Consider the following 20,771-nt stretch of genomic DNA (forward strand, 5'->3'; position numbering starts at 1 on the left):
TCGCGAGGAGGCGCCGGTCACACCTGCTGGGTCGGCATGATGGTCACGTGCGCCAGGTTGACGTGCCGCGGGAGGGCGGCCGTGAAGGCGATGGTGCTCGCCAGGTCGTCCGCCGTGAGCCACGTGATCTGCTGCCTCGCCTCGGCGATCCACGCCTTGGCGGCCTCGTCGGTCATGTGGCTCTGGAGCTCCGTGTTGACGAACCCAGGCTCGATGACCGAGACGCGGACGTGCTTCGGTCCGAGCTCGGCGCGCAGGTTGCGCGAGAGGTGGGTGACAGCGGCCTTGGTGGCGCAGTACACGGCGAACGTCGGAAAGACGCCGTGCGCGCCGATCGACGAGATGTTGATGAGGTCCGACGGGCCGCCCCGCTTCGCTGCCGCGACCAGCGGATCGACGAACGCGTCGACGACCCGCATCGCGCCGGTGAGGTTGACCTCGATCATCTGCTCGAAATCGGCGATCCGGTGCTCCTCGACGCCGGAGGGCAACATGACGCCGGCGTTGTTGATCACGAGGTCGACGGGGCCGAGCTCGGCCGCGATCGACCGCGCGGCGCCGGCGACGGCGGCCCTGTCCTTGGCGTCGAAGGCGAGCGCGAGCGCGCGCCCGCCCGCGGCGCGGATGCCTTCGGCCAGCGAATCGAGGCGGTCTTTGCGACGCGCGAGGAGCGCGACGGCGGCGCCCTGCGCTGCGAGCTTGCGCGCGGTGGCCTCACCGATGCCGCTGGAGGCCCCGGTGACGACGGCGATGCGACCTGCGAGAGGAAGATGCTGAGACATGGTGCCAGCTCCTGGTTGGGTCCCCGATCGGGGGTGCCCGCAATCTGGAGCTCCGCGTCGAGGCTAGGCAGACGTGCCGCAAACCTAGGATCCGCAATCCCTGGATAGGGGAGCGCGAACAGGGCATCTTTCGGTGCGTGCCCGGGGCGCGCGCGATGGTGAGCGACAGGCGGAGCGAGCTGGCGGATTTCCTCCGAGGGAGGCGGATGCGCGCGGCGCCGATCGCGGGCGGCGTATTCGCGGGGAAGCGGCGGCGCACGCCGGGCCTCAGGCGCGAGGAGATCGCGCAGCTCGCCGGGCTCAGCGTCGACTGGTACACGCGGCTCGAGCAAGGGCGTGACGTGAACCCGTCGCGCGAGACGCTCGAGGCGATCGCGCGCGTGCTGAAGCTCGACGACGACGAGCGAGGTCACCTGTTCTACCTGGCGCGGCCCGAGCCCGCGCGGGCCGCGGCGCGCCAGGAGAGGGCCGAGCCGGCGATGGCGCGCGCGCTCGATGCGATGCGCGTCCCGGCGCTCGTCTTCAGCCCCCGTTTCGACGTGCTCGCGTGGAACGGCGCGGCGCGCCGCCTGCTCGTGGACTTCGGCGACGTCCCCCCGCGAAGGCGCAACCTGCTCTGGATGACCTTCCACCATGCGGCCTACCGCGCGCGCTACGCGGAGATCGGCGTGATCGAGCGAGAGGTCGTGGCCGCCTTCCGCTTCAGCGCAAGCTCGTACGTGGGAGATCCGGAGTTCGACGCGCTCGTCGCCGAGCTGCTCGAGACGAGCGAGGCGTTCCGGGCGATCTGGGCGCACCACGAGGTCCGCGCCAAGGTGAGCGGCGCGAAGGCCTTCCGCGTCGAGGTCCAGGCCGCGGGGGGCCGCGACGCCGACGGCGCCGGGCCGCTCGTCCTCGAGTGGCACACGCTCGCCTCGACGACGTCGAGCCGCCAGCAGCTCGTCTACTACACGGCGCGCGCGGCGGGCGGACCCGAGGACGAGCGCCGCCTCACGGCGCTGTGCGGGGCTGACAGCGGATGATGAGGGGCGCGCTGATCCAGCTGCGCGGTAGGAGAGCTGAGCGCGCTCGATGCGTGCGTGCCCGAGGAGACCTGTCGCGCCAGCGATGCGTCCTCGAAGGGGGCCCGCCGGGCGGCCGGGGTTGACGGGAACGACGCTCGCGCATAGCGTCCGCATGTCTCGTGCCCCTGTCACTGCCGCCAAGGCTCGCCGGTGCCATGGCGCAGGGTGATCTCTGATGCCCGGTGGAAGCCTCAAGCGATCCGAGCCCCCTTCCGACGGCTGGTCGCCCCGCACCGAGGCCTCGGTGTGGCTCGGGCTCGGGCTGCTCGGCGTCGGGGTCGCGTGGTTCGCGGTGCGCGCCATCGAGATCGACAGGTCGCTCGACGCCGCGAGCCGGCAGCTCGCGAGCGCCGGGCCTCCGGACGCGCCGCCGCCGCCCGCGCCGGCTCCCGACGCGGGCGCAGAACCGCACCTCGCGCTGGCCTGGACCGTGGGAGCCCCGGACGGGCCGGCGGAGCCGCTGGCGAGCGTGCGGCGGGCAGCCGAGGAGCTGCTCGCGCGGCGTCTCCCTCACGGCCTCCGTCGCGGGGCGGTGATCCGCGCCGTGGCCGAGGCCGCCAGGGCGCCGGAGGAGCCTCGCGTTCTGGCGCTCGACGTGCGGGCGGCCGGGCAGCCGGAAGCCCGCTTCTACCGGTTCGACGACAACGCCACGGGGCGGCTGGTCGACGATGACGGACGCGAGCTCGTGCCGAACCCGTGGCAGGCGCCGCTCGCCACGCTGCGTCGGACGTCGCCGTTCAACCCCAAGCGGATGCACCCCATCTTGCACCGCGTGAGGCCGCACGAGGGCACGGACTACGGCGCGCCGTCGGGAACCCCGGTCTATGCCGCGCTCGAGGGCAGCGTCTCCTGGGTGGGGCCGCATGGTGGTCACGGCAACTGGGTCGCGATCCAGCACGACAACGGAGTCGAGACAGGCTACGCGCACCTCTCGAGGTTCGCGGCGGGCCTGAAGTGCGGGGACCACGTGGCGACCCATCAGCTCGTCGGCTACGTGGGGTCGACCGGGCGCTCGACGGGGCCGCACCTGCACTTCAGCGCGAGCCGCAACGGCGTTTACTTCGACGCGGAGACGCTGCTCGCGATGCGCCTGCGGGAGCTCCCCGCCGAGCAGCGCGACGCGTTCCGCGCCGAGAAGGGCGAGCTCGACCGAGAGCTCGACGACATCGGGGATCCCCTCCCCGCGGCGTCGCGGCCCGGAGGCGGGGACGAGCCGTCGTCGCCGGCGAACGATTCGGTGTCGCAGCCGCGCGCGGCCGCGTCGGGCGCCCGGCGCCAGCGGAGGTGACCGCCGGCGAGGCCGCCCGGCGGCCTCGTCTGACACGCGGAGCTAGCGCGCCCTGATCGACGCCGCGCCGGCGCGCTCTCGCAGCTCCCTACGCGCGCGCATGTGCGCGCGCCACCGCGCGCGGAGGGCGCTCGGCTTCTCGGCGTAGCGCTCGTCGAGGAACCTGGCGCCGGTCACGCGGTCCGTGCGGAAGTGGCGGAAGTCCTGGCGGAGCTCGCACCACGCCGCGAGGAGCCGCGTCGACTCGAGATAACCCACGATCACGGGCCACACGACGCGCTCGCTCTCGTGCCCCGTCTCGTCGCGGTAGCGAAGCGCGATCTTCGTGCCGGCGCGGATCGACGCCCGAACCTGGGCCAGGTCGAGCGTGTCGGGCGTCTGGACCGCCCCGACCGGCGTGCCCGTCGCCGGCTCGAACACGAAGGGCCGCAGCCGCTCGGGGACCGCCGCGGCGATCTTCGCGATGAGGTCCTGCGCCGCCCGCTGCAGGGCGACGTCCCCGCGCTGGGCGACCCACTGCGCGCCGAGGACCGCGACCTCGATCTCGTCGGGCGTCAGCATCAGCGGCGGCATGTCGAAGCCGCGATCGAGCACGTACCCCGTGCCGGCCTCCCCGCGGATCGGGACGCGCTGGGCCAGGAGGTCCGCGATGTCGCGGTAGACGGTGCGCTTCGACGTCTCGAGCTCCTCGGCGAGCGCCGCCGCCGTGATCGGCGCCCGCTGCCGGCGCAGGATCTGCAGGATCTGGAACAGGCGATCGGCGCGTCGCACGGGGATGCTGACACCAGGTTGTCAGCAGGGCAGGGCTACATCAAGCGCAGTCCACGGCGGACCCACAACTGCTCGGAGATTGCACATGATCACGCTCCACAGCTTCGGCCCCATGTTCGGCTTGCCGGACGCCAGCCCCTACGTGACCAAGACCGAGGTCCAGCTCAAGCTGCTGGGCCTCCCCTACACGAAGGAGCGCGCCCGGCCCGATCAGTCGCCGAAGGGGCAGCTCCCCTTCATCGACGACGGCGGCGCGCGCATCGCCGACTCGCACTTCATCCGCGAGCACCTCGAGAAGAAGCACGGCAAGGATCTCGACGCCGGCCTCGACGCCCGGCAGCGCGCCGAGGCGTGGGCCATCGAGCGCATGATCGAGAACAGCCTCACGCCGACCATGGTGTACTCCCGCTGGCTCATCCCGGAGAACTTCGCGAAGGGCCCGGCGAATTTCCTCAACGGCGCGCCGGAGGAGGCGCGCCCGAAGCTGCGCGAGGAGCTCGTCGCGCGCGTCCGCGAGGCGCTCCGCGCGGTCGGCGTCGCGCGCCACGCGAACGACGAGGTCGTCGAGCTCGGCGCGCGCTCGCTGGCCGCGCTCTCCGTGCTGCTCGGGGACAAGCCGTACCTCTTCGGAGCGCGCCCGGCGGGCGTCGACGCGACGGCCTTCGCGGCGCTGGCGGGCCTCCTCACGCCGTTCTTCGACTCGCCGCTGCGGCGCAGGGCCGAGGGGTTCGCGAACCTCACCGCGTACACCGCGCGGCTCATGAAGGAGTTCTACCCGGATCACCCGTGGGAGGCGCCGCGGCCGGGCGCCTGAGCGGCGCAGCGCCGCCGGCCCGGACGGGGCGGCGGCGCTGCGGCCGATCGCTGCCTGTTCGGCGTTACTCCTCGGGGGTGGGAGCCGGCTCGGGCGCCGGCGCGGGCTCCGTGACGCCGCCACCGACGCCGGCGCACGCGTATCCGACCGAGTCCGGGGTGGGCAGGGGCAGCGACGCCACCGGCGTCTCGAGGTCGTCGAGCGCGTTCACGAGCACGCCGCCCTGGGAGTACGAGTACACGTAGTCCTCGATGAACAGGCCGCGCTGCACGGCGGCCCCGCCGTAGTAGCACCCCGACGGCACGCTGCTGAAGAAGCCGCTGTGGTCGACAGCGCCGAGCCGGCTGAACCCGTCCTCGATATCGACGTTGAACAGCTCGAGCGTGCTCGACATCACGCCGGTCTCCCCGTCGAAGCTCACGAGCGGGAAGGCCAGCACGCCGAGCTCGCCATAGTACGTGAACGCCTTGTGGTTGTACTCGGCCTCGGAGTGCATGTACTTCGCCCCGTCGAGCGCCTCCTTGTGCAGCAGCGCGGGCGCCGACGCGTTCGTGACGTCGAAGATCTGGAGAGCAAGCCCGGTCACCGTGCCGTCCTCCTCGCCATCCCTGCCGATCGTCAGGAGGTGTCCGTCGTCGAGCGGGTGCATGTACTCGCTGAAGCCGGGGATCTTGAGCTCACCCGCGACGGAGGGGGACGCCGGGTCCGCGAGATCGATCACGAACAGCGGATCGACTCGGCGGAACGTCACGACATAGCCGCGATCGCCGACGAACCGGGTGGACTGGATGGTCTCGCCCGGGGCCAGGTCGGTGACGGCGCCGATCTGCGCGAGATCGGTCCCTTGCGCCTCGAGGACGAACACGTTGTTGCTGGTCGTCCACCTGGGCTCCGCCGGCACCTGCGAGGTCGTCGAGACGCGGAGCTTGCCGTCGTGCTCATCGAGCGAGAACTGGTTGATGATGTGGCCGGACACCGAGCCTGACGCGACGTACCCGGGCTGGCTCGGGTCGGCGATCAGATCGAACTTGTGCAGATGGGTGACGTTCGTGCCGACGAACACCTCGCCGGGCGCCGCCTGATGATCCCAGGACCGCGCGGCGACGTAGAGGGCGTCGTGGCTCGCGTACACGGTGTCGGTCGCGCCGACGATCGACGTCGACTCCGGCGTTGCGGCGAGGTCGGCGAGGTCGATCGACTCGATCTGCGTCAGGCCGTACGACGTCGTGCCGGCCTCCGGAACATAGAAGTCCGAGCAGCTCGCGTCGAGCAGCTCCACGGCCTCTCCCTGCTTCTCGAAGCGGTACGGCAGCCACGTCGAGAGCGGGGCGTCCTCGATGATCGCCGCGTTCTCGGCGCGGAGCTGCTCGAACGCCGCCGTCCACGCCTCGGCGGTCTCGGGATACTCGGTCAGGCCAGAGGGCCAGTAGGGGAGGGCGGGGCCGTGGGCGCCGCCGGTCAGCACCGTGCGCACGTTCGGGCCGGTGCGCCGCGCCGAGGTGTAGCCGCCCTCGAAGTAGAGCTCCTTGACCACGCTGGGGGCGCCGCCGGCGAGGCTCAGGACGGTCACCTTCGTGAGGGGGGCCCAGACGCCGCCCGTGCCGGGGTCGCTGACGTCGGGCGGCGGCTCAGCGGCCCCGCCGTCCGGCGGCGGGGGCGCGGGCGCGTCGCCGCTGGACGGCGCTTCGGCGTCCGGGGGCGCGTCGTCGGACGAAGGCGTGCCGCCGTCGGGCGCGTCGTCGGACGAAGGCGTGCCGCCGTCGGGCGGCGGCTCGGCGTCGTCCGGCGGCAGCGGCTTCGCGTCTCCGCCGTCGGCAGGGGTCCCCGGGTTGCTGCTCGGCGCGCTGGGGGCTCCAGGCGTCGGCATGACGCCACCGCCGCCGACCATGGTGTCGACGAGCAGGTAGTCGTAGTACCCCGGTCGCGGCGTGACGCCCGCCTGCTCGTAGATCGCGGCCCCGTTGACCGACGAATAGACGACGACCTTGTCGTCTGCCACGAACATCTCGTGGGGTGACCCCTCGATCGCGAGCGAGCTGCCCACGGCGAGCGACGACGCCGGCCACGCCGTCAGGGTGTAGAAGCTCTGGCCGTGGAGCACATAGATGTTGTTGCCGTCGGTCTTGATGATATCCGCCTCATCGACGCCGGCGACCTGGGTGTTCGTCTCGGAGTGGGCAGGGTCGGCGCCGCTGCCGCTGCCATCTGCCGAGGTCTCCTGGCCTGTTTCCCCGCCGTCTGCGCTGGGCGGCACCGGGGCGGGCGTGTCCGTGGGATCCTGGGCCCCTCCGGGGACGCCGACGCTGCCGTTGTCGACGCCGCCGACGACGACGCCGCGGGGGTAGCCGTACGCCGAGTAGCTCGCGATCGTGGCGTCGATCTGGGCGTTCATCTTGGCGAGCGCGTCCTGCTTCAGCAGCGCTTCGAGGTCGTTGCAGGACTGAGCCCGGTGGAGCGCAGCGCGCTGAGAGCCGACCTGGTCGACAGGCGCGGACGCCGTCTCGCATCCGGCGGCGAGGAGGCCTGTTGCCAGGAGTAGCCAAAGGGAGGAATGGGTGCGGTGAGTTCGCATGGTGCCTGCTGCGTTCGCAAGGCCCGCGCCAGCCGCCCGCTCGCTTGGTTCACCGCGCTTCGCCCGCGCGCTGCTCCTGCCGCGCAGCGGAGAGCACGACATGCAAGCACTGGCCGCAGGCCGTTTGGCACACGTGTGCCAAACAGATGGTATGACGGTTGGTTTCCGTCAGTGCGGGATCGGAGCGTAGCCGTCGCGCGACGACGAGAAGATGACCCAGCAACAGGTCTTGACGTCGACGGTGGTGGCCTTGGGCGACCCTCGAGGGCAGCTGTCGTGGATTCCAGGGCTCGTGACCCAAGGCAAGCGGGCGGGTCGTTGGCCGCGAGCCGCGTCGGCGCGCCGCCGGCCGCGGGGATGACGTGAAACCCGGAGTCGGGATGATAGTACATCTCCCCCGGACCAAACGTCCTGTTGAACGCGATCCGCCTGTCGTCGGGCGCGAAGGCCGGGCAGTGCTCGTTGAAATTCGGCGCCCCGCGGGGCCTGTCGGGGTGCTAATTTCCTCGCGTGGCATCGCCGAATCGCATCGGGTTCCCCCTTACCCCTCGGCGTTCTCCCCGCGCGCTCGTGCTCCGCGATCTGTCGCCGGAAGAGGCCGGCGCCGCGATCGACTGGTCCGGCTGGTATCTGCCCGATGACGCGGAGCGTCCTGACAAGGTCGAGCGGTCCGAGATCGTCCGCCTGTTGCTGTCGGTGGTCGCCCAGCTTGCGCGCGAGCGTGGCTGGGCCGACTGGTACGCTGGCACCGGGCAACTCTTCGGGTGGGTGCGGGGCGAGCCGCTGGTGCGCGTCCTGCCGGACCTCTACGTCCTCGATCACCGCCCGTTGCCGCCCGTCCCGCGGCAGTGGCAGACCTGGCTGCCCGGACATCGTCCGCCGCGGTTCGCGCTGGAGGTGGTCTCGGGCGACTGGCGCCGTATCTACGAGGATGCGCCGGCGAAGTACTGGCAGCTCGGCTGTCCCGAGCTCCTGCTCTTCGATCCCGAGGCGGCTGCCGCCCGCGCGCCGCTCGCGGAGGAGCGGGTGCCTCTCCAGCTGTACCGGCGAGACGCGGATGGCACCTACCTGCGGGTCCACGGAAGCGGCGATCCCGTCTGGATCGAGGCGCTCGACGCGCACCTCGTCGTGTTGAAAGACGGCCCGCACCCGACGTTGCGCGTCGCGCGGAGCTCCCGCGCGACGGATCTCGTGCCAGCCGAGGAGGAGGCCCTCCGCGCCGAGGGCGAGGCGCGCGCCCTGGAGCAGCGCGCCCGCGTCGCCGAGCAGCGCGCCCGCGCCGCCGCCGAGGCGCGGGTCCGCGAGCTCGAGGCGCGGGTGCGCGACCTGGAGGCTCGCGTGACCCGGAGGTGAGCGCGGTGGCCCACGCGCCACGACGGGCGGCAGCGATCCGAGCGACACCGGTGGCAGCGCCGGCGCCGGCTCAGATTCTTCAGGTGAATCCGGTGAATCGGGCGGGGGCGCGATCGTAGCCGGCGATGCGACGCCGAAGAGCTCGTACGCAGCGGCCGTCGCCATGGGCCTTGCGCTGGTAGCGTTCCGTCGCCGCCGTCGAAACGCTGGTATCTCGGGTCAGAAATGCTGCCAGGGATCTGCGTCGCGAGCGGAGAGAGATTGAACGCAAAGACGCCAAGAGCGCAAAGACGCAAAAATGCACGACATGTGTTCTTTCTTTTGCGCCTTTGTGCCTGTGCGCCTTTGCGTTGAGCTCTCTCTCCAGATCCCTGGTGGGCGGAACCAGGTGCCACTTTCCGGGCTCACAGGCTCACGGTCCGGGTGGCTGCCGTCGCTCACCGGCGTGAGGATGGTTCGAGCCACAGGGGCGTCCCGAGCGCCAGCGCCGTTACTGGTCGGCGGCGCCGTCGTCGTCCTCCTCCTCGTCGTCTCCCGCGTCCTCGTCGTCTTCTGTGTCGTCCTCGTCCTCGGCCTCCGCATCCTCGGCCTCGGCGTCCTTTTTCCGTCGCTTGAGCGTCGTCAGGCCGAGGGTGATCTGCTCGCGCGTGTTGAAGATGCCGCGGAACGTCGTGGCCCAGTCGTTGTACCAGAGGCGGAGCGACTGGAGTGCGGCGAGCTGCGCCTCCTTGGCCTTCGCGATCTCCGCCGGGCCCACCGCGGGCGCGGTCCTGTCTGGAGTCCGGTGCTCCTCCGCGGCGGCGATCAGCCGGCGCATCGACTCGATCTTCTTCGGCGTGAGCCCGCGCTCGCCGAGCGTCCGGTAGAGTTCCTGCGCGCCGGGCTCGGCGCTCGACGCGAGCTCGTCGACGCGGTTCAGGAACGTCTTTACCGAGTCCACCACCGCGGGGCTGAGCGGCTGCTGCGAGAGGTTCTTGAAGAACGCGGCGGTGAACCGGGCGGCGTTCTCGCGCGGGATCACCCGGGGGATGATCATCCGCATCCGCGGGAACCAGAGGTTCTCGAAGTCGTCGATCTCCTGGAGCAAGCGCATCCGCTCAACGGAGCCGCCGGCCGCGACCTCGCGTTGATCGCCCTCGGCCAGCCAGTGCTCGAAACGGCGGTTCTTGCCGGAAGCCGTGGTGTACAGCTCCCAGCCCAGATCGTGCTCCTTCTGCGTGTATCCGTGGCGCCTCGCCCGCTCGAGGTACCGCGGGATGTTAAAGAGCAAGGTGTGGACGCGGGCGAGGAAGGCCGTCGTCTCGGCGTCGAGCTCCGTCGGACTGGCGTCCTCCAGCGCTTTGTCGAGCGGCGCGAGCGCCTCGGCCTTGCTGCGCTCGGCCTTCGTTGCCTTCGGGGATTTCGGGGATTTCGATGTCTTGGGTTTGCTCATGAGATCCTCCAGCATGGGAGGCTACACCGGCGAGCGGGCTCATGTCATCCCCAGGCGCGCGGGGGTGGTCGACTTTGCCCAGAGAGAGTTCACATGAAGGCGGGAAGCAAAACATGCTCGACGGTCGAATCCCGAGTTTCGACTCCGACACCGGTGCGTTCCTCGGCGTCCTCGTCGATGACCCGTGGGGGTGCGATCTATACCGCCCGAACGCCATCGTCTTCGGACCCGACGACAGGCTCCATGTCACGAGCTTCCGCGCGAACGAGAACGACACCGACAAGATCGTGAACGCGCTTACCGGCGACCCGCGGGTCCGCGAGGTGGTCGCGCGCGCGGCAGGACGCCTGGCGCGCACGGTCGCCGCCGTCGCCCGACCGCGCGGCGCGAGGGACGGGCGGCCTGGCACCGCGTCGGTGCGGGCGCTGGAGTTGCCGGCGGGTCATCCTTCGGACGACCGCGGCGGGCTCGACCCCGATGGGCGCGGTCCCGTCTGAAGGCCCCGGGGGTCTGGTGGGGTTGACGAGCGGTGCGACCTGCCGTCACGGGCGCTCGGACCGTGGCGGAGCCCGCTCCAGACTGTACTCGAGACCCCTCCGGACTGTACTCGAGACCCCTCCGGACTGTGCTCGAGACCCCCTGGAACTGTGCTCGAGACCCCTCCGGACTGTGCTCGAGACCCCTTCGGACTGTGCTTGAGACCCCTCCGGGCCGTAGTCGAGACTTGATCGACCGGGAGCCCTGGTAGACTGGTCATCTGGCTGGACGTCGATGACAAGCGGGCGCTGCTTCGATGGGGCCGCCGCCTTTCAGCGGCGGAGAGCGCCAATCGCGCCTATCAGGGGACGCACTTCGGCGATGCTTCAATGGGGCCGCCGCCTTTCAGCGGCGGAGAGGTGCTCTAGCAGCCCCAAGGCGGGGAGCTCGGGCGCGCTTCAATGGGGCCGCCACCTTTCAGCGGCGGAGAGCGGAGAGCGACATCTTCACGCTCCAGGACGCGATTAACGCGACGCTTCAATGGGGCCGCCGCCTTTCAGCGGCGGAGGGATCCATCGCGCAGGCGGGCGAGGCCACGGTCGACTTGCTCCAATGGGGCCGCCGCCTTTCAGCGGCGGAGGAGGCACGAGCCTTGACGCGCAGTCGCAGATGGAGAGCGAGCTTCAATGGGGCCGCCGCCTTTCAGCGGCGGAGGGGCTGTCCTTGGCGTGCACGAGCTCGCACAGGGCGGGGCTTCAATGGGGCCGCCGCCTTTCAGCGGCGGAGGGGCTGTCCTTGGCGTGCACGAGCTCGCACAGGGCGGGGCTTCAATGGGGCCGCCGCCTTTCAGCGGCGGAGGGACCTGGACCGAGCCACACTGAAGACGCGCGAAAAACCGCTTCAATGGGGCCGCCGCCTTTCAGCGGCGGAGGGGGCGATGTGCTCGGCGGTGTCGTCCGTCGAGACGTTGCTTCAATGGGGCCGCCGCCTTTCAGCGGCGGAGGGGTGGGTGTTGGGCGCGACGCGCGGCGAGGACGAGGAGAAGCTTCAATGGGGCCGCCGCCTTTCAGCGGCGGAGGGTGGTCACGAAGACTACGAGACATTTCGCGCACTTGCGATCCGGTTTGCGAGAGGTTCCCGATCGACTCCTCGCTCCGGGCACCGGAGGCGCTCCGCACACCCCAGGTCGTCCCAATTTTTTCGTCATTTCAAACACCTGCCAGCGTTGCGAGCGCCTCCTCGGATTTTCGTGTCACTCCCCCTCTCGCAACCGGTCTGCCGTCCCCCTTCTACACGGCACCTTCCCCCGCCGTCCAGTCACTCGTGGGCAGCCGTCAAGCAGCCGTCACCGGCGGCGTGAGCTCCGGCTCCTGATTGGAGCGCCGCGGGCGCTTCAGTCAGGGCCATGGGCGCAGCCGCCTCAGGCACCACCACGGCCGCCCGCGCCCATGCCCCCCTCGCCGCATGCCCTCCTGGCGCCACCGCTCCGCCGCCCAGCTCGTCCGCCAGGTCCTGCCGCGCGTGCACGCCCGGCTGATGTGCGCTGCTCCTGTCGGGGCAGCGAATCGTCTCGACGCCGTCGCCGTCCTGCCCCAACGCCATACGGCGGTCGTGGCTCCAGCTGATGCCGCCCTTGCCCGGCGGTTCCAGAGCGTAGGTACCCCTCCAGCGTGCGCTGGTCCTCGTCGAGGTAGCCAATGCCGCACGGCGCGCCGCCGCGCCTGGGCTGCCGTGGAGCGTCCCGATCACGCCGTCGTGCGCGCTGACCTCCCGTACCGGCTCAATCCATTCAAGATCGAGGTGTACCAGGCTCAGCCGAACTCCGCGCTCATGGTCGTCGAGGCGCTGCGCACGCCGCCCGAGCCGAGCGCTCTCCCACCCGGCTCGCTCACTCCTCGCCGCGGTTTCATCACGGACGGCCAATCGCTGCTCGACGAGGGCAGCTGTGTCGCCCGCCGCGCGCACACCGAATCGGCACGGATGCAGTCACGAATGCCTCGACCTCGGCATGGATGGCGCGATTCGGCATGAGCGCAGCGCTTGACGCGCGATGCAGCGCCATGGCACTGCTGTTCGCCGGGGAGGCTGCGATGTCGCCAGTTCCGCGTTGTGTGCTCCGGGCATTGATCCCGCTCTGGATGTTTCTGGCTTGCGTGCTCGGGTCGGGCGGGTGCCAGTGCGTCTTCGGCGAGCCGCTTCCGGAGCCGCCTGGCCTCGTCGCCTGCCGGACGCAGCGCGCGCATGGCCCTGCCACGTCCCGTCCGGCGCCGGAGGTCGAGACCGTCGCCGCCGGCACCATCCCCGGGGCGTTTTCTATGACGAGCACCGGTGAGGCCGTGTACACCATGGATCTGGCCTCGCCGCCCTCGCGCGCGGGCATGGGTCCTGGGCTCCAGCTCGTCTACCGCAGCGACGGTGGCGACGGCGTGCTCGGCAACGGCTTCTCCATCACCGGGCTGTCCGCGATCACGCGATGTCCGAAGAGCCTCGCGCAAGACGGGGAGATCCGCGGCGTGCGGTACGACGGCGACGACGCGCTCTGCCTCGACGGCCAGCGCCTCGTCCCCGTGGGAGAGGGGCCGGGAACCATCGAGTACCGGACATTCCCGGATACCTTCGTGAAGGTGGTCGGTCACTACCCTCCGGAAGGCGGTGCGCCCGCCGAGGCGCTCTTCTTCGAGGCGTATCTGCCCTCCGGCCGCGTCGTGGAATACGGGCGCACCGAGGGCAGCAAGCCGCTCGCGCGGGGCGGCGTCGCGCACGCGTGGCTCGCGAACGAGGCCCGTGACGGCCGCGGCAACGCGATGACGTACGCATATTGCCTCGCCGAGGCCGAGGACGGCCATACCGCCGAATATGCGGTGGACGAGATCCGCTACACGAGCTTCGAGGGCACGCCGTCGCTTGCTCCCTCCCGGGCGGTGCGCTTCGTGTACGGGACCAAGGACTCGGCCGCGGTTCGCATGGGCTACTCGGGCGGCATGGCGCTCCAGCGCTCGCTCCGCCTGGAGGAGATCCAGATGCTCGGTCCGGGCGACGCGCTGGTCCGGAGCTACGGTTTCCGCTACGAGCTGAGCCCGACGACGAGCCGGACGCTCCTCACCCAGGTCGAGGAGTGCGCGAGCGACGGGGTCTGCAAGCCTCCGACACGGTTTCAGTACAGCCGCGGAAAGCCCGGATTCGAGCGGCTCACGACGGACATCGACAAGCCGGTCTCCGAGAAGGCGAGCCCGATGGTGTTCGACATCGACGCCGACGGCCTCGACGATCTCGTGATTCCGGACATCGTCGCGGGGTCCAGCACGCCGTCGCATCCGATCACCGCGTGGCAGGTGGCGCGCAACCTCGGGCCCCGCGCCTCGCCGTCCTTTCTCGCAGCGCCGGAGCGCGCCTTCCTCCAGGATTGGTTGTTCGTCGCCGATCCGGATGGACCGTCCGACCCGGCCCTTCTTCAGCCCGAGCTGGGGACGGTGCTCGATTACAACGACGATGGGCAGATGGACGTCTTTCTCCACGACGTCTTCGACACCAGGACCACATGGCACGTGCTCCTGTCCCAGCCAAACCGGACCTTCGCGCTCCATGACACGGGCATCCGCCGGCCGTTCCCGCTCGGGAGCACGCCAAAACCGCCGAGCCTGAGCAGCCCCGGCGCCTCGGTGCACCTCGCCGATCTCGACGGCGACTCGGTGCCGGATCTGATCCAGTGCCAGGACCACGCCGAGGAGCTGGTGCCGGACCCGCTGTCCGCCGTGTGGACCGTCCACCTCTGGAGGCCCGCGCGCGGCGCGACGCCCGCGGGGTTCGGCCCCACGGGCGAATCGATCGAGCTGCTCACCGGCTATCCCTGCGCGATGGAGCTCCACACGCTCGACATGGACGCCGACAGCAAGATCGATCTCATCGTGCCCTCCGTGAAGGTGTTTGGTGCCGGAGCGGTCCTCATCGGAGAAAGCTACGAGGCCATCATGCGCCGGGGCGAGGGACGCTGGGAGGTCGTCGATACCAAGCTCCCTGTCGTGCGGCCCGGGGGCCGCGTCGTCTTTCTCGACGTCAACGGCGACGGCCTGCCCGATGCCGTCGAATCCGGCTTCAACAGTCATGAGCTCATCACCTACCTCAACACGGGGTCGACGTTCGTGATGTCGCCCTTCCGGACCGTCAACGCGTTCAGCTTCGGCGATCTGCTGGGTATCCCGGATCAGGACGCGCTCTTCCGCCTCGCGGTTCCGCTCGACTTCAACGGCGATGGACGGCAGGATCTGCTCATGCCCGTCCCACCAGGCATGCTGCTGGGTGGCTCCGATGTGCTCCCGTCCTGGGCCGTCCTGCAAGCGACGGGCGACCTGGCGGGGCCGCCGTTCAAGCTCGTCGATGCAGGGGTTCCTTTCGAGGCCAAGCTCGGTGACGCGATCACGCTCGCCGACCCGCGCGGGCCGCGCACCGGCGATCTCAACGGGGACGGGCCCAGGACGTGATCTTGGCGCTCGGCGGTGTGTTCAACGTCTTCCAGAACCTCTCGGCCGACCAGGATCTCCTGGTCGCAGTCTCTGACGGGATGAACGCGCACGAGCCGACCGAGCCGGGCTTCGTGCCCGACGTGAGCATCTCGTACGGCCACCTGACCGATGCGCTGGTCACGAACGGAGGCGCGGAGGAGATCCCGGAGCGGAGGAGCGCGCTCTACGTCGCGCGTTCCGGCGCGGCGGATGACTGCGGCTATCCGCGGCGCTGCGTCGTGGGCCCTCGCCGGGTGGTCAGCGCGTACGCGCTCAACAACGGCGCGGATCGAGCGAGGCGCTTCGAGATCGGCTACCGCGACGGGCGCTACCACCGGCTGGGCCGCGGATTTCTCGGGTTCGGCGAGCGGATCGTCACCGACCTGGATACGGGTGCCGTGACGATCGACGTCTACGACCACGTCACCTTCGACGACGAGCTCCAGGTCTTTCCCTTCGCGGGGAGCGTCCAGCGGACGTGGCGCGGGGCTCCGGGGCTCGCGAGCCAGCCCAGACCGGAGCAGATCGAGCTCTCGTTCAGCGACGTGACGCGGACGCTCGTGCCGACCAACGACGGCGCCACGTACTTCACGCTGCCCGCCGAGCGCCGGGTGAGGCGAGCGCAAGGGGTCTATCCGCCCCCGGGCGGTGCGACGCCCTCCGTCGAGGCGTACGTGCGGGAGATCGAGCGCGGCGGCGACGGCGCGATGCTGCTGCGCGACTCGGTATCGAAGGTGACGGACTTCGACACGTTCGGCAACGTGCGTGCCGAGGAGGTCTCGACGGAGGGCGTCGACCTGACGCTCAAGGTCACGCGGTCGTTCAAGAACGACACCGAGCGCTGGGTCCTCGGCCAGCTCGAGGCGCAGAAGGAGTGCAGCGCGGCGGCGGGGATGTCGCAGTGCAGGACCCTCAAGCGAACGAACACGATCCACGGCGAGGTGGAGACCGAGTCCACCGAGAGCGACGATGGCCTGCCGGACACGAAGCTGAAGCTCACCTATGCGCGCGACGACTTCGGGAACATCACCAGCGTCACGGCGGAGGACGCCTTCGGGCACACGCGCACATCCAGCGTGGACTTCGACGAGGAGGGCATCTTCCCCGAGAAGCACGTGAATGCGGCCGGGCACACCACGCTCGTGGAGTTCGACGACGCGCTCGGCGTGCTCCTCAAGCGGGTCGATCCGAATCAGCTCGTGACGACGTGGGCGCACGACGGCTTCGGACGGCTCGGCATCGAAAGGCGCCCGGACGGCACGACGACGACCGTCTCCCTCGCTCGCAGCAAGGATGGTGGCCCGGAGCAGGATGCGTGGCGGGTGAGGCAGCAGAGCATCACGACCGGCGGTGCCGACGATACGGTGGAGTTCGACAGCCTCGGCCGCCCGATCCGGTGGCTGGGATACGGGCCCGAACCGGAGCCGTCGGAGGGCTCGGGCGATGCGAAGCGCATCATGCAGGAGATCGGGTACGACGCGCTGGGCGAGCACATCGCGCGGCGCTCGGTGCCGGTCAGCGAGGACACGCCCGAGAGCGGGATCCTGTACGATCGCTACGAGTACGACGCCGTAGGCCGCGAAGTGCGGCATACGACGCCGTGGAACGCGGCCACAACGACGCAGTACGATGGCCTGCGGGTGCGCGTCACCGACCCGCTCGATCACGTGACGGTGACCGAGCAGGATCCGCTGGGGCGCATCACGACCATCACCGACGCGGCCGAAGGGATCACCCGTTACGCGTACGGCCCCTTCGGATTGCTGCACACGGTCACCGATCCGGGCGAGGCGGTGACGCGCACGACGCGCGACGCGTTCGGCCGTGTCCGGCAGCTCGACGACCCCGATCGGGGCACGACGGTCTCGGTGCATGATGGTTTCGGCGAGCAGATCTCGCAGAGCGATGCACTCGGGCGAGAGACCACGTGGGCGTACGACGCGCTCGGTCGACCCCGCTCGCGCGTGGACCAGGACGGCGCCGAGAGCCGGACGACCACGTGGACCTGGGACACCGCGGCGCACGGCGTCGGCAAGCTCCACACGCTTGCGAGCCCCGACGGGGAGAAGACGTACGGGTACACGGGCCGTGGGCAGCTCGACACGATCGCGCTCCGCATCGACGGCGAGCGCTCTCCCCTGGAGGCCAGGCTGGGTTACGACGCGCTCGGTCGCGTCGAGACGGTCACGTATCCGGCGCCTGCCAGCGCGGCGCCGTTCGTCGTGGCCCACGATCGCGACGCGCACGGCCACGTGCTCGCCGTGCGCGACAGCGGAACGAACCTCGCCTACTGGCGCTTGTCGGACGTGGACAACGCGGGGCGCTTCCGGGAGGAGGTGTTCGGCAACGGCGCCGTCACGGAGCGGAGCTACTTCGCGGACAAGCAGCGCCTGAGGCACATGGCGACGCAGAGCGGCGCGGGGGAGGTGCAAGACCTGGACTATGGGTTCGACGATCTCCTGAATCTCACGCGCCGCACCGATGCGCTCCAGCCCGAGAACACGACGGAGCGCTTCCGGTACGATTCGCTCCATCGGCTGACGTGCGCGTACTTCGGCGATCTCGAGAGCGCGACGGCGCCCTGCGCGCTCCGCTACGACTACCACCCGAACGGCAATCTCACCTTCAAGTCGGACGTCGGTGACCTCTCGTATGACGACCCGCTGCACCCGCATGCGATCACCGGCGCGGGTACGGACACCTTCGCGCATGACGCTGTCGGTAATCAGGCGGCGCGGCCCGGTGGCACCACGGTGCGCTATACGCCGTTCGATCTGCCGGAGCGCATCACGCAGGGCGCGAGCACCATCACGTTCGGCTACGACGGCGACCAGCAGCGGATCCGCAAGACCACGCCGGAGAAGGAGACGCTCTACTTCGGCGACCTGTACGAGCGGGTCACCGAGGCGGCGTCGGGCACGGTGGAGCACCGGTACCACGTCCACTCGCCGGAGCGCGTGGTGGCGATCGTGACCCGGGGAGGCTCGGACGACGGCACGCGCTACGTGCATGTCGATCACCTCGGCTCGATCGATGCGCTCACCGACGAGGACGGCGACGTGGTCGAGCGGCGGAGCTACGACCCGTTCGGGCAGCGCAGGAACCCCGTATGGGGGGAGCGCCCGCCGGCGTCGTTCCCGAGCGAGACGACGCAGGGGTTCACCGGGCACGAGAGCGACGACGAGCTCGGGCTCGTGAACATGAAGGGCAGGATCTACGATCCCAGGATCGGGCGGTTCTTGACGACGGACCCGATCGTTTCGATCCCGTCCTTCGGGCAGAGCTGGAATCCGTACAGCTATGTGCTGAACAGCCCGCTCAACTTCGTGGATCCGAGCGGGTTCGAACCGGGTCCCCCGGTTCCGGTCGATCCGGAGTATACCAACGATCCCGAAGTACAGCGCATCATCGAGTCCGGGTGCATGGGCCTCGAATGCCTCAAGACGGTTCCCAACCTGGTAGAAGGTCCGCGGGAAGCTGTGGAGGTCGGCGCGGCGGCCCCGCCGGTCGATGTCAGCACGACCGGAAACTCGTCCGGGTATGTGCCCCAGCCGGTGACCACGGCGCCGATCGACTGGTCGCAGAACCCGTATGTCCAGATCGAGGGAGGGTTCGTCGCCGGGTTGCTGCTCGGGGCCGTTCCTTTCGCCGGGGTGGGTCACGAGCTCCTGGACACCGGGGGCGTGCTGGCGCATGGGACACCGGAAGCCAGGATGGGCCTGGCCATCGGGCAGATCGTGGGCGGGATCGCGCTCACGCTCGGGGGCGTGACCGGGGAGGTCTTCGGTGGCGTCACGAGCGCCACCGGCATCGGCGCGGCGATCGGCGTGCCCGCGATCGCCGTCTCGGCCGGGCTGGTCGTCGGTGGGGTCGGGAACATCGCGGCGGGGATTCAGGGGCTGACGCAGGCGCTGATGTCGAGCGGGTCGGGCAGTACGGGCCCCCAGGGGACGGCGCCTGCTGGAGATGGCCCTACTACCCTAAAGCCAGGTCCGTTCGCAAAGGAGTCGATCCCCGCCCACCGAGGTCGGCCAACCGCGAGTGAGCAGAAGCAAGTTAATGCACTAATGGAGAAGCACGGCTGCCACACCTGTGGCACCAAGGAGCCTGGAACGAAGAGCGGGAATTCTATTGCCGACCATCAACCACCACAAGCACTTGATGAGCCAAAGATATTCCTTCCGCATTGCAACCACTGCAAGGCGCGCCAAGGTGGCGAAGTTCTGCGAGAACTGAGAAGGAGAGAGTAGAATGAAAACGACAACGTACTCCCCCACGCACCCGATCGTCTTCGTGTTCGATCCGTCAAACAACGACATGAATGTACCCGCATACGATCCAGAGCAGGTGGTCTCCGCAAACGCATCCTGCATCTCAATTCGTACGATAGCCGATGTCGACGGTGACGTAGCCTTGACTCTTGGGGCAGATCTCCCGCCTGGTGCCACCATAGGTGGCATAGAAGTATTCCGTGGAACAGTCGACACCCCTGGAGGAGGGGTGGCACTGGTCACATCCGAGAACCAAGTGTTGCTTGAGATGAAAAACAATCGTCCTGGAGCGAATGTTAGGGTGCTAGTGGATGACGAGATGCACCCAGCTGAAATATGGGTTGAGCTACTTGGTAATGCCCCAAGCGTTCCCTGATGCCCTCACGGACCGATGCGCTCGAGCGATTGTCTCTGTGCTCGATGGCTTGACGGGATAGCCATGCGGCGAAAGGTCTTGCCATGGAGGCGAAACAAGCTATGGGCCGTACTGATCCTCTGGGCGATGGCAGCTGTCACGGTCTCCTGCTCCAAGATTGCGCCTCCGACGAGGGCCACCGCCCCGCATCACCGACCGAACGTCGAAGAGTGGCGAGTCGCACGAGCGCTCAGCGATGTCTATGTTCCCGACGTCCAGGTCGGGAACACCGCCGCGCTCGGCCGGTTACGTGTTCCCTTTGCCCTCTATATCGTTTCCATGCACGAACGCCTCCACGACGTATATGAGGAGGAGTTGACAGCCGCGCGCGAAGCGAACCCCGAGCTCCGCGATGCGGTGGATCTCGCGGTGTTGATCGAGATCGTCGTAAATCAGGTGGATGGCCGCATCGCGAAGCTGGGCGTCGCCAAATCCAGTGGATCCGTCGTCTTCGATGTGGTCGCGCTCTCGGCATTGCGACGCGCAGCCCGCTTCGACGTGCCACCACCTTCGATCTCGTCCCCGGGCGGCAAGGTCTATGTGCACTGGACTTTTCATGCTGATCCGTATCAGGCATGTAGTCCCAGGAACGCGAGACCATTCCTGCTTGCCAAGGCACCTTCCTCGATGACTGCCACGAGCGCATTCAAGCATGGGCCTTGAGAGCGGCGACACGGCCGAACAGCGGAGTTACGATCCGTTCGGGTAGCACAGAACCTCGTGTGGGAGAGCCTGCTCCGGCATCGTTCTCCTGCAAGGCGACGTAGGAGTTCACCGGGCACGAGAGCGACGATGAGCTCGAGCTTGTGAACACAAAGGGCAGGACCTACGGTCTGAAGATCGGGCGGCTCTTGACGATGGCTCCGATCGTTTCGATTCCGTACTTCGGGGAGAGCTGGAATCTATACAGCTGCTTGCTCAATGGCCCGCTTAGCTTCGTGGATCCGAGCGGCTTCGCGCCGGGATAGCCGCTTCCGGTCGATGAAAATTGCGAAGGGTACCTCAATCATCCCGAAGTACAGCGCATCATCGA

At 69.3% G+C, this 20,771-nt stretch carries 12 protein-coding genes, 1 pseudogene and 1 CRISPR repeat array; of the genes and pseudogenes, 9 read left to right on the top strand and 4 right to left on the bottom strand.

The window, feature by feature from the left end; all coding sequences use genetic code 11:
• Nucleotides 1-17 precede the first annotated feature (17 nt).
• Complete coding sequence (locus WMF19_RS49980) at nt 18-782, bottom strand: SDR family oxidoreductase (protein ID WP_437896825.1); 765 nt, start codon at nt 780-782, stop codon at nt 18-20.
• A gap of 155 nt (nt 783-937) precedes the next feature.
• Here WMF19_RS49980 and WMF19_RS49985 point away from each other — a divergent pair, with 155 nt between their 5' ends.
• Together WMF19_RS49985 and WMF19_RS49990 are read left to right on the top strand one after the other, a co-directional pair.
• Nucleotides 938-1,804 carry a helix-turn-helix transcriptional regulator gene (locus WMF19_RS49985; protein WP_437896826.1) on the top strand — a complete coding sequence of 289 codons (867 nt, stop codon included), beginning with the start codon at nt 938-940 and terminating at the stop codon, nt 1,802-1,804.
• A 217-nt stretch (nt 1,805-2,021) separates the two neighbouring features.
• Entirely contained in the window at nt 2,022-3,134 is a 1,113-nt protein-coding gene (locus WMF19_RS49990) for a M23 family metallopeptidase (RefSeq protein ID WP_437896827.1), read from the top strand.
• A 42-nt stretch (nt 3,135-3,176) separates the two neighbouring features.
• Here the strand turns inward: WMF19_RS49990 and WMF19_RS49995 are convergent, their stop codons facing one another.
• Complete coding sequence (locus WMF19_RS49995; RefSeq protein WP_437326491.1) at nt 3,177-3,905, bottom strand: helix-turn-helix transcriptional regulator; 729 nt, start codon at nt 3,903-3,905, stop codon at nt 3,177-3,179.
• Nucleotides 3,906-3,990: 85 nt separating this feature from the next.
• Here WMF19_RS49995 and WMF19_RS50000 point away from each other — a divergent pair, with 85 nt between their 5' ends.
• On the top strand, nt 3,991-4,719 hold the full coding sequence (locus WMF19_RS50000) for a glutathione S-transferase family protein (RefSeq protein ID WP_437896828.1): 729 nt from the start codon (nt 3,991-3,993) through the stop codon (nt 4,717-4,719).
• A gap of 64 nt (nt 4,720-4,783) precedes the next feature.
• Here WMF19_RS50000 and WMF19_RS50005 read toward each other — a convergent pair whose 3' ends face one another.
• On the bottom strand, nt 4,784-7,291 hold the full coding sequence (locus WMF19_RS50005) for a beta-propeller domain-containing protein (RefSeq protein ID WP_437896829.1): 2,508 nt from the start codon (nt 7,289-7,291) through the stop codon (nt 4,784-4,786).
• A 510-nt stretch (nt 7,292-7,801) separates the two neighbouring features.
• Here WMF19_RS50005 and WMF19_RS50010 point away from each other — a divergent pair.
• The gene (locus WMF19_RS50010; RefSeq protein ID WP_437896830.1) at nt 7,802-8,644 is read left to right on the top strand and encodes a Uma2 family endonuclease; all 843 of its coding nucleotides are present in this window, start codon (nt 7,802-7,804) and stop codon (nt 8,642-8,644) included.
• A 490-nt stretch (nt 8,645-9,134) separates the two neighbouring features.
• Here WMF19_RS50010 and WMF19_RS50015 read toward each other — a convergent pair whose 3' ends face one another.
• A complete protein-coding gene (locus WMF19_RS50015) occupies nt 9,135-10,076 on the bottom strand; it encodes a hypothetical protein (protein WP_437896831.1) in 942 nt (313 codons plus the stop codon).
• Nucleotides 10,077-10,189: 113 nt separating this feature from the next.
• Between WMF19_RS50015 and WMF19_RS50020 the strand changes: the two genes are divergently transcribed.
• The 5 genes and pseudogenes from WMF19_RS50020 (at nt 10,190) to WMF19_RS50040 (ending at nt 20,706) form a co-directional block, all read left to right on the top strand.
• Nucleotides 10,190-10,573, top strand: coding sequence for a hypothetical protein (locus tag WMF19_RS50020; RefSeq protein WP_437896832.1), 384 nt, complete (start codon nt 10,190-10,192; stop codon nt 10,571-10,573).
• Nucleotides 10,574-10,867: 294 nt separating this feature from the next.
• Nucleotides 10,868-11,632: a CRISPR direct-repeat array (repeat unit 31 nt; unit sequence CAATGGGGCCGCCGCCTTTCAGCGGCGGAGG).
• A 1,011-nt stretch (nt 11,633-12,643) separates the two neighbouring features.
• Nucleotides 12,644-18,621 (top strand): annotated as a pseudogene (locus tag WMF19_RS50025) (RHS repeat-associated core domain-containing protein); the annotation flags it as partial.
• Between the two features lie 682 nt (nt 18,622-19,303).
• Complete coding sequence (locus WMF19_RS50030; protein WP_437896833.1) at nt 19,304-19,699, top strand: hypothetical protein; 396 nt, start codon at nt 19,304-19,306, stop codon at nt 19,697-19,699.
• Between the two features lie 126 nt (nt 19,700-19,825).
• A complete protein-coding gene (locus WMF19_RS50035) occupies nt 19,826-20,401 on the top strand; it encodes an energy transducer TonB family protein (protein ID WP_437896834.1) in 576 nt (191 codons plus the stop codon).
• Between the two features lie 143 nt (nt 20,402-20,544).
• Nucleotides 20,545-20,706 carry a hypothetical protein gene (locus WMF19_RS50040; protein WP_437896835.1) on the top strand — a complete coding sequence of 54 codons (162 nt, stop codon included), beginning with the start codon at nt 20,545-20,547 and terminating at the stop codon, nt 20,704-20,706.
• The last annotated feature ends 65 nt before the right edge of the window (nt 20,707-20,771 follow it).

The organism is Sorangium sp. So ce124 (assembly GCF_051525235.1).
GTDB lineage: Bacteria > Myxococcota_A > Polyangia > Polyangiales > Polyangiaceae > Sorangium > Sorangium atrum.